The sequence below is a fragment of the Saccharothrix hoggarensis genome (assembly GCF_042678885.1).
Lineage (GTDB): Bacteria > Actinomycetota > Actinomycetes > Mycobacteriales > Pseudonocardiaceae > Actinosynnema > Actinosynnema hoggarensis.
In genome coordinates this window covers 1-9163 of sequence record NZ_JBHTLK010000259.1, presented here as the reverse complement: position 1 = coordinate 9163, position 9163 = coordinate 1, and the positions used below count along the sequence as shown (strand labels likewise).

The window sequence follows — 9163 nt, the reverse complement described above, 5'->3', positions numbered from 1 at the left end:
AGCACCGGGTCGGTCACGGAGCCGTCGGTCGGGATGGCGGTGGGGCCGCCGTCGAGGGCCGCCGACGCACGCGCGGCGCGCACGGACGCCTCGGCCGCGGTGGTCGCCCAGCCGCGCAGGTTCACCCGGTGGCGGTGCACCTGGAACACGGCGTCACGTGCCGCTTTGACGGCGTCGGCCACACCGGGCAGGTCCAGCAGCGGGGCAAGCGGATCGGTCACGCCGGAGCACACTACTCGTCGGTAAGTGGCTATTTGAACCAAGCTGGAAATGGATCTACCGAATAGCCACTGGCCGACTACGGTGCTGGGTATGAACTGGTACGACCGCCCGGTCCTCGTCGGCGACCACGTGCGCCTCGAACCCCTGTCGCCGGACCACGCCGAGGGCCTGCACGAGGCGGGCAAGGACCCGGACGTGTGGACGTGGCTGAGCACCACCCAGCCCGCCACGGTGCAGGAGACGCGCGAGTACATCGAGCGCGTCCTGGCCGACCCCGACCGCCTCGCGTGGGCGCAGATCGACCCGAGGACGAACGAGGTCGCCGGCACTACGTCCTACTACGACATCGACCCGAAGAACCGCGGCCTCTACATCGGCTACACGTGGATCGGCTCGCGCTGGCAGCGCACCGCCCTCAACACGAACGCCAAGCTGCTGCTCCTGCGGCGGGCGTTCGAGGACCTGGGGGCGCTGCGCGTCGGCTGGCACACGGACCTGCGCAACGAGCGGTCGCAGCGCGCCATCGAACGGCTCGGCGCGACCCGCGAGGGCGTGCTCCGGGTGCACCGCATCCGACCGGACGGGACGCTGCGCGACACCGTCGTGTACTCGATGACGGCGGACGAGTGGCCGGACCTGAAGGCCAAGCTCGGCACGTGACGCGAGTCACGGAGGGTGCCGCTGGTCGCAACCTAGGTGTCGTTCGGCGGAATCGCGGTGGTCAAGCGGCACGGGCCGGGGTTACACAGTTACCCACGCGTTTCGAACTCGGCCAAAATTGGTCTGAACCTTTTGGGTGCGCAGTGAGCTGAATCGCACTACGGTCAGTGCGCTACCCCACGGATTCAGGAGGTCCTCCCGCCATGACAGAGCCGCAAGCCGCCCTGGACAACCTGTCGACGGAGACCAGGACGTTCCCGCCCAGCGAGGAGTTCGCCGCGCAGGCGAACGCCACCGCCGCCCTGTACGAGGAGGCGGCCGCCGACCGCGAGGCGTTCTGGGCGCAGCAGGCCGAGCGGCTGTCCTGGGACACCCGGTGGGACCAGGTCCTCGACTGGTCCGAGGCCCCCTTCGCCAAGTGGTTCGTCGGCGGCAAGCTCAACGTCGCGTACAACTGCGTCGACCGGCACGTCGAGTCCGGGCACGGCGACCAGGTCGCCATCCACTGGGAGGGCGAGCCCGGCGACAGCCGCGCGATCACCTACGCCGACCTCCAGCGGGAGGTCTCCAAGGCCGCGAACGCCCTCACCGAGCTGGGCGTCGGCGCGGAGGACCGGGTCGCCATCTACATGCCGATGGTCCCCGAGGCGATCTTCGCCATGCTCGCGTGCGCGCGCGTCGGCGCGATGCACAGCGTGGTGTTCGGCGGCTTCTCCGCCGAGGCGTTGCGCACCCGCATCGAGGACTCGCAGGCCAAGCTCGTCATCACCACCGACGGCCAGTACCGGCGCGGCAACCCGGCGGCGCTCAAGCCCGCCGTGGACGAGGCCGTGGCCAACGCGAAGAGCGTCGAGCACGTGCTGGTCGTCAAGCGCACCAGCACCGACGTCGACTGGGCCGAGGGCCGCGACCTGTGGTGGCACGACGTCGTCGACCGCCAGTCCGACCAGCACACGCCGGAGGCGTTCGACTCCGAGCACCCGCTGTTCATCCTCTACACCTCGGGCACCACGGGTAAGCCGAAGGGCATCCTGCACACCTCAGGCGGTTACCTGACCCAGGTCGCGTACACGCACCACAACGTGTTCGACCTGAAGCCGGACACCGACGTCTACTGGTGCACCGCCGACATCGGCTGGGTGACCGGGCACAGCTACATCGTGTACGGCCCGCTGGCCAACCGCGTCACGCAGGTCGTCTACGAGGGCACGCCCAACACCCCGCACGAGGGCCGGCACTGGGAGATCGTGCAGAAGTACGGCGTGTCGATCTACTACACCGCGCCGACGCTGATCCGCACGTTCATGAAGTGGGGCGCGGACATCCCCGCCAAGTACGACCTGTCGTCGCTGCGCGTGCTCGGCAGCGTCGGCGAGCCGATCAACCCCGAGGCGTGGATCTGGTACCGGGAGACCATCGGCGCGGGCAAGACCCCCGTCGTGGACACCTGGTGGCAGACCGAGACCGGCGCGATCATGATCTCCCCGCTGCCCGGCGCGACGTCGGCCAAGCCCGGCTCGGCGCAGCGCCCGCTGCCCGGCATCGGCGCGAAGGTCGTCGACGACCAGGGCAACGAGGTGCCGCACGGCGGCGGTGGCTACCTGGTGCTCGACCAGCCGTGGCCGGGGATGCTGCGCGGCATCTGGGGCGACGAGGAGCGCTACCGCGACACGTACTGGTCGCGGTTCTCCGAGCAGGGCTACTACTTCGCCGGTGACGGCGCGAAGTACGACGCCGACGGCGACATCTGGCTGCTGGGCCGGGTGGACGACGTGATGAACGTGTCCGGGCACCGGATCTCCACCACCGAGGTGGAGTCCGCGCTGGTCTCCCACCCGACGGTGGCGGAGGCGGCGGTCGTCGGCGCGAGCGACCCGACCACGGGCCAGGGCATCGTGGCGTTCGTGATCCTGCGCGGCGGCGTCGCCGAGGGCTCGGACGGCGCGGAGGCGATCAAGGCGCTGCGGGAGCACGTGGCCAAGGAGATCGGCCCGATCGCGAAGCCGCGGCAGATCATGGTCGTGCCGGAGCTGCCGAAGACCCGCTCGGGCAAGATCATGCGCCGGCTGCTGCGCGACGTGGCGGAGAACCGGCAGGTCGGCGACGTGACCACGCTCGCGGACTCGTCGGTCATGGACCTCATCTCCAGCGGCCTGAAGTCGGGCGCCTCGGAGGACTGAGCACAGCACCGAGCACGTCAGGACGGGTGCCCGCCGGTCGCCGGCGGGCACCCGTCTGGGTTAGGGTCGCTTCCGGTGAGCCGGGAAGTCTGGTCGGCACGAGGATGAGCCGTACCCGACGCACCGGAGTGGATCTTGACCGACAAGCGCAGCACCGCCACCGAGTTCGCGCGCTACCTGCGCACCGAGACCGTCGGCGGGATGATCCTGCTCGCCGCCACGGCGGTCGCGCTGGTCTGGGCGAACTCCCCCGCGTCCGGCGCGTACACCGCGTTGCGGGACTTCCACCTCGGCCCGGAGTCGCTGCACCTGAGCCTGAGCGTCGGCGACTGGGCAAAGGACGGCCTGCTCGCCATCTTCTTCTTCGTCGCCGGGCTGGAGCTCAAGCGCGAGCTCGTCATCGGCGAGCTGAACAACCTCAAGGCCGCGATCCTGCCCGTGGTGGCCGCCGTCGGCGGCATGGTGGTCCCCGCGGCGATCGCGATCGGCGTCGGCTGGGGCGAGCCGGGGATCGACCGGGCCTGGGCGATCCCGGTGGCGACCGACATCGCGTTCGCGCTCGGCGTGCTGGCGATCACCGCGTCCGGCCTGCCGAACAGCCTGCGGCTGTTCCTGCTCAGCCTGGCCGTGGTGGACGACCTCGGCGCCATCGTGCTGATCGCGGTGCTGTTCACCGCGACGTTCGACCTCGTGGCGGCGGCGGCCGCGGTGGCGCTGCTCGCGCTGTACGCGTTCCTCCAGCACAAGCGGGTGACGACGCCCTGGCTGTACGTGCCGATCGCCGTCGGCACGTGGGTGGCCGTGCACGCGGCCGGCGTGCACGCCACCATCGCGGGCGTCGCCCTGGCCCTGCTGACCCGCGTGCGCAAGGACCACTACGAGCACGAGGCGCCCGCGCTGCGGCTGGAACACCGGTTGCAGCCGTGGTCGGCGGCCGTGGCCGTGCCGGTGTTCGCGCTGTTCGCCGCCGGCGTGCCCGTCAACGGCGAGGCGCTGGGCGCGTTGTTCTCCGACCGGTTGGCGCTCGGCGTGATGCTGGGCCTGGTGGTGGGCAAGCTGGTCGGCATCGTCGGCGCGTCCGCGTTGGCGGTGCTGTTCAAGGCCGCCGTCTGGCCCAAGGGCGCGGGACCGCGCGACATCGTCGCCGTCGCCATGCTCGGCGGCGTCGGGTTCACGGTGAGCCTGCTGATCTCGGACCTCGCGCTGGACGGGCAGGCCGCCGAACAGGCCAAGGCGGCCGTGCTGCTGGCGTCGCTGGCGGCTTCGCTGCTGGCCGCGGTCCTGCTGATCCGCCGCAGCCGGGTGCACCAACGCGCCGACGAGGACGCGTCATGAGCCGGTCGGGCAGCCCCGGTCCGGCGTGCATGGCACGATGAGCCGGTGACCAGCGCTCGGGAGAACACCAACGGCAGCGGACTGCCACCTGTTCCGTCGATCCCGTTGACCGCGGAGAGCGCGGCGAAGATCGCGGAGGAAACGTCCATCGGCGGCCTGGTTCGCGATGCGACGGCCCACCTGTCCACGTTGGTCAGGGCCGAGGTCGAGCTCGCCAAGTCCGAGGTCGCGGGCGAGATCAAGAAGGGTGTGCGGGGCAGCGTCTACTTCATCGTCGCGCTGACGGTGCTGCTGTTCAGCTCGTTCTTCTTTTTCTTCTTCGGCGCGGAGCTGCTGGACGTGTGGCTGCCCCGGTGGTCGGCGTTCCTGATCGTGTTCGCCCTGATGCTCGTCACGGCGGGGCTCTTCGCGTTCCTGGGCTACCGCAAGGTGAAGAAGCTGCGGGCGCCACAGCGGACGATCGACTCGGCCCGGGACACCGTCGCGGCCCTCCGGCACCGCGGCGAAGGCCACTGAGCCGCGCCGTGCGGCTGCCCCCGGACCCGTCGACCGCGCGGGTGCCCGGCCCGTGGGCGCACCGCGACGTGTCCGCGAACGGCATCCGCCTGCACGTCGCGGAACTGGGCGAGGGACCGCTCGTGCTGCTGCTGCACGGGTTCCCGGAGTTCTGGTGGACGTGGCGGCACCAGCTCGTCGCGATCGCCGAGGCCGGCTACCGCGCCGTCGCCGTGGACCTGCGCGGCTACGGCGACTCCGACAAACCACCGCGCGGCTACGACGGGTTCACGCTCGCCGGTGACGTCGCCGGCCTGGTGAAGGCGCTCGGCGAGCCGCGCGCGCACCTCGTCGGCCACGCCTGGGGCGGCATGCTGGCGTGGACCGTCGCGGCCATGCACCCCCGGCTCGTCTACTCGGTGACGGCCGTGTCGGCGGCGCACCCGCTGGCGCTGCGCCGCGCGATCCGCCGCCACCCCCGCCGGCAGGGCCGGGCCAGCGCGCACGTGTTCCGCTTCCAGCTGCCCGTGTACCCGGAGCGGTGGCTGACCCGGGAACGCGGCGCCGCCGTCGCCCGGATGCTCTCGGCCTGGGGTGGTCCTAAGTGGACGGTGTCGCCCGAGTTCGACGAGGTGGTGCGCCGCAACCGCGAGGCGGTCATGGTGCCCGGCGTCGCGCACAGCTCCCTGGAGTACTTCCGCTGGGCGGTGCGCTCGCAGCTGCGCGGCGAGGGCCGCCGGTTCGCCGAGGCCGTCGACCGGCGCCTGGAGGTGCCGGTGCTCCAGCTCCACGGCGCGCTCGACCCGGTGGTGCTGGAGTCCACGGCGTCCGAGTCGGGGCTGTGGGTGGGCGCGCGGTCGTCGTACCAGGTGGTCCCCGAGGTGGGGCACTTCCCGCACCAGGAGGCGCCGAGCACGACGAGCCGGCTCGTCACCGACTTCCTGGCGAAGGTCTGAGGAACGGCGGTCAGGAGGCGCAGGTCTGCGTGGACGCCCGCCGCACCATCGACGGCGCCTTCGCCACCTCGTCCGCCACTTCCTGCGCGGTCAGCACGAACCCGGTCTCCTGGTCGTCCACGGCCGCGCCGAACACCACGCCCATGACGCGGCCCTGCGGGTCGACCAGCGGTCCGCCGGAGTTGCCGCTGCGCACCGTCGCCCGGATCGTGTACACGTCCCGCGTCACGGTCTGCGCGTCGTAGATGTCCGGTCCCCGCAACATCTGGATGCGTTCCCGCACCCGCGCCTCGGACGCCGTGTACGGGCCGTCCAGCGGGTAGCCGAGGACGATCCCGTCCTCGCCCTGCGCGATCTCGTCGGTGCGGAACTCCAGCGGCCGGGCCTCCAGGTCCGGCACGGCGAGGATCGCGACGTCGGTCTGCGCGTCGTAGTGCACGACGGTGGCGTCGAACTGGCCGCGGCCGACCTCCACCGCCACCTCCGTGGTGCCCGCGACGACGTGCGCGTTCGTCATCACCCGCTCCGGCGAGATGACGAAACCCGTGCCCTCCAACGCCCGCGAGCACGACGGCGCGCGCCCGCGCACCTTGAGCACGCTGGGCCGCAGCTGCTGCACGATCGGGTCGGCGCTCAGCGCCGGGTTCGGCGGGCCGACCTCCTTCAGCGGCGTCTGGTTGAACGGGTCCATCGCGGCCGGGAACCCGGACACGTCGAACAAGGTCTGCAGGTCGTTCGACAGCGTCCGCGCCGCCTGCGGCATGGCGCCGTCCACGGTGGACAGGATCACCGACTGGTTCAGCGACTTCGCGAGCCCCGGCAGGCCCGCGACGACGGTCAGCGGCAGCGCGATCATCCACGCCACCACGAACACCACGGCGCCCTGCACGATCGCGCCCAGCGCGTTGTCCGCGCCGCGCAACGGGCTGGAGTTGACCCTCGGCTTGATGCTGCGGCCCACGTACACGCCCAGCGTCTCGCCGAGCGCCACCAGCAGCACCACGATGCCGACCGCGAACACGACCTTCGTCACGACGTTGTCGAACTGGGCCACCACGAGCGGCGCGAGCTGCGTGCCGAGCACCAGCCCGATGAGCACGCCGACGAACGCGGGCAGCGCCACGACCATGCCCTGCCGCGCGCCCGAGACCGCGGCGAAGGCGGCGAGCGCCAGCACGAGCAGGTCAACCCAGTTCACGGAACCTCCGTCGCTCGCAAGGCCAGGTCGAGATCACGCACGTCCGAGGTGTCCCACGGCCGTTCCCAGCCGCCCAGCGCGAGCAGCCCGTTGAGCAGACCGGCGGTGAAGCCCCACACCAGCATCCCCGGCGCGGCGAACGCGGGCCCGAGGTAGCCGGACGGGTGGCTCACCCGGAACCGGTTCGCCGGGTCCGCGAGGTGCGAGATCGGCACCCTGGCCACGGCGGCCGTCTCGCCCGGGTCGACCGGCGCGACCGGCGACGGCGCGTCCCAGTGCGCCAGGACCGGCGTGACGACGAACCCGGACACCGGCACGTACAGGTCCGGCAGCGTCGCGACGGGCCGGACGCCCTCGCGCAGCACGCCGGTCTCCTCGAACGCCTCGCGCAGCGCCGTGTCCACGGGGCCGTCGTCGGTCGGGTCGGCCGCGCCGCCGGGGAAGGCGACCTGGCCGGGGTGCGAGCCGAGGGTGTCGGCGCGGCGCAGCAGCAGCACGTCGGGGCCGTCCGGCCCCTCGCCGAACAGCATGAGGACGGCGGCGGCGCGCCCGGTGCCCTCGGGCGGCGGGGAGACGCGGCTGAACGCGCGCGCGTCGATCTCGGCGGTGGCCTTGACCAGGCCCCTCATCCACTCCGGCACGTCGTCCGGGTCCACCAGGGCCGTCATCCGACCACCCCGCGCACCTGGTCCACCGAGGTGAACGAGGACGGGTTCGTGACCGGGGTCAGCGCGCCGTCCGCGTTGACCAGGTAGTTCATCGGCAACGTCGGCACGCCGACGGCCTTGCGCACCGCGTCCGCCGGGTCGTACACGGACGGGAGGCGCACACCGAGTTTCGCCAACAGCTCCAGACCGTCAGCCTCCTTGCTCTCCACCAGCACCGTCACCACCGGCACCGCGCCCGGCTCCCGCGAGTAGGCGTCCAGCACCGGCAGTTCCTCCTGACAGGGAACGCACCACGTCGCCCAGAAGTTCAGCACAGCTCGGCCCGACAAAGCGGACGACACGTCCACCGGCCGCCCGTCCCCGAGGCAACTCGCCGTGACGCCGCGCAGCGCCGCGGGCCCCGGCGCGCCCTGCGGGCACGGCTGGAGCGCCGCCTGCTCGCGTGCCGCCACCACGTCCGGCGCGGACCGCTGGCTCTGCGGCACGGCCGGCGGGTCCGGGTCGCGCGGCCACACCGCCACCGCGCCCGCCACCACCAGCACCAGGACGACGACGGCCCACCGCGCTCCGGCTCTCACGCCAGCTTCTCCCCGGCCCGCACCCGTTCCGCGAGGTCGATCAGGTGCGGCGCCTCCTCGCCCTTGACGAGCTTCCGCGCCTTCTCCGGGTCCACCTGGCCGATGCCGTACGACGGGCAGTGCGGCGCCAGCAGGCACGCGCCGCAGGCGGGCGTCCGGGCGTGGCAGACGCGGCGGCCGTGGAAGATCGTGCGGTGCGAGAGGAGCGTCCACTCCTTGCGCTCGACCAGCGCGCCGATGGCGTGCTCGACCTTGACCGGGTCCTCCTCCTCGGTCCAGCCCCAGCGCCGCACGAGCCGGCCGAAGTGGGTGTCGACCGTGATGCCCGGCACACCGAACGCGTCGCCCAGCACCACGTTCGCGGTCTTGCGGCCCACGCCCGGCAACGTCACCAGGTCCTTCAGCGTGCCCGGCACCTCGCCGCCGAACCGCTCCACCAGCGCCGCGCCCAGACCCATCAGCGACGTCGCCTTGTTCCGGTAGAAGCCGGTCGGCCTGATCAGCTCCTCCAGCTCGGCGCGGTCGGCCGAGGCGTAGTCGGCCGCCGTCCGGTACCGCGCGAACAACGCCGGCGTGACGAGGTTCACCCGGACGTCCGTCGTCTGCGCCGACAGCACCACGGCGACCAGCAGCTCCAACGGGTTCCTGAAGTCCAGCTCGCAGTGCGCGTCCGGGTAACCCTGCCCCAACACCCGCACCATCCGGCGCGCCCGGCGGACCAGCCCCAACCGCGTCTCCGGCTGCTTCACCGCGCTCTTCGCCATACCGGCGAGATTACTGGGTCTGATTGCGCCGCCTCCGGCGTCGCGGCTCGGCCGCCTGGAAGTCGGCCGCTCGCGCCTGATTTCGTGACGATCGAAAAGCGTGATCG

The 9163-nt window shown here is 72.1% G+C and carries 9 protein-coding genes and 1 pseudogene; 5 read left to right on the top strand and 5 right to left on the bottom strand.

Features of this window, described 5'->3' with window-relative positions:
• A pseudogene (locus tag ACFQ3T_RS31270) lies at positions 1–221 on the bottom strand (oxidoreductase); the annotation flags it as partial.
• Between the two features lie 91 nt (positions 222–312).
• Between ACFQ3T_RS31270 and ACFQ3T_RS31265 the strand changes: the two are divergent.
• The 5 genes from ACFQ3T_RS31265 (at position 313) to ACFQ3T_RS31245 (ending at position 5848) form a co-directional block, all read left to right on the top strand.
• On the top strand, positions 313–882 hold the full coding sequence (locus ACFQ3T_RS31265) for a GNAT family N-acetyltransferase (RefSeq protein WP_380728816.1): 570 nt from the start codon (positions 313–315) through the stop codon (positions 880–882).
• Between the two features lie 203 nt (positions 883–1085).
• The gene (gene acs, locus ACFQ3T_RS31260; protein ID WP_380728814.1) at positions 1086–3062 is read left to right on the top strand and encodes an acetate--CoA ligase; all 1977 of its coding nucleotides are present in this window, start codon (positions 1086–1088) and stop codon (positions 3060–3062) included.
• A gap of 135 nt (positions 3063–3197) precedes the next feature.
• Positions 3198–4397: a Na+/H+ antiporter NhaA gene (gene nhaA / locus ACFQ3T_RS31255; protein WP_380728812.1), complete on the top strand. Its 1200-nt coding sequence runs from the start codon at positions 3198–3200 to the stop codon at positions 4395–4397.
• A 45-nt stretch (positions 4398–4442) separates the two neighbouring features.
• The gene (locus tag ACFQ3T_RS31250; protein ID WP_380728810.1) at positions 4443–4913 is read left to right on the top strand and encodes a phage holin family protein; all 471 of its coding nucleotides are present in this window, start codon (positions 4443–4445) and stop codon (positions 4911–4913) included.
• Positions 4914–4921: 8 nt separating this feature from the next.
• Complete coding sequence (locus tag ACFQ3T_RS31245; protein ID WP_380728808.1) at positions 4922–5848, top strand: alpha/beta fold hydrolase; 927 nt, start codon at positions 4922–4924, stop codon at positions 5846–5848.
• A 10-nt stretch (positions 5849–5858) separates the two neighbouring features.
• On the opposite strand, the gene ACFQ3T_RS31240 is transcribed toward ACFQ3T_RS31245, so the two are convergent.
• From ACFQ3T_RS31240 to nth, 4 genes are read right to left on the bottom strand one after another with little or no spacing between them, the layout of a single operon-like run.
• Entirely contained in the window at positions 5859–7046 is a 1188-nt protein-coding gene (locus tag ACFQ3T_RS31240; protein WP_380728806.1) for a MarP family serine protease, read from the bottom strand.
• On the bottom strand, positions 7043–7714 hold the full coding sequence (locus tag ACFQ3T_RS31235) for an NUDIX hydrolase (protein ID WP_380728804.1): 672 nt from the start codon (positions 7712–7714) through the stop codon (positions 7043–7045). Before ACFQ3T_RS31235 ends, ACFQ3T_RS31240 begins: the two co-directional genes overlap by 4 nt.
• Complete coding sequence (locus ACFQ3T_RS31230) at positions 7711–8292, bottom strand: TlpA family protein disulfide reductase (RefSeq protein ID WP_380728802.1); 582 nt, start codon at positions 8290–8292, stop codon at positions 7711–7713. The genes ACFQ3T_RS31235 and ACFQ3T_RS31230 overlap by 4 nt, the downstream gene beginning before the upstream one ends.
• Positions 8289–9056 carry an endonuclease III gene (gene nth, locus ACFQ3T_RS31225; protein ID WP_380728800.1) on the bottom strand — a complete coding sequence of 256 codons (768 nt, stop codon included), beginning with the start codon at positions 9054–9056 and terminating at the stop codon, positions 8289–8291. The genes ACFQ3T_RS31230 and nth overlap by 4 nt, the downstream gene beginning before the upstream one ends.
• Positions 9057–9163 lie beyond the last annotated feature (107 nt).

Excerpts from the sequence above, each read along its gene's own strand:
- ACFQ3T_RS31265 (WP_380728816.1), top strand. The coding sequence starts at position 313 with ATGAACTGGTACGACCGCCCGGTCCTCGTCGGCGACCACGTGCGCCTC.
- acs (WP_380728814.1), top strand. The coding sequence starts at position 1,086 with ATGACAGAGCCGCAAGCCGCCCTGGACAACCTGTCGACGGAGACCAGG.
- ACFQ3T_RS31235 (WP_380728804.1), bottom strand. The coding sequence starts at position 7,714 with ATGACGGCCCTGGTGGACCCGGACGACGTGCCGGAGTGGATGAGGGGC.
- nth (WP_380728800.1), bottom strand. The coding sequence starts at position 9,056 with ATGGCGAAGAGCGCGGTGAAGCAGCCGGAGACGCGGTTGGGGCTGGTC.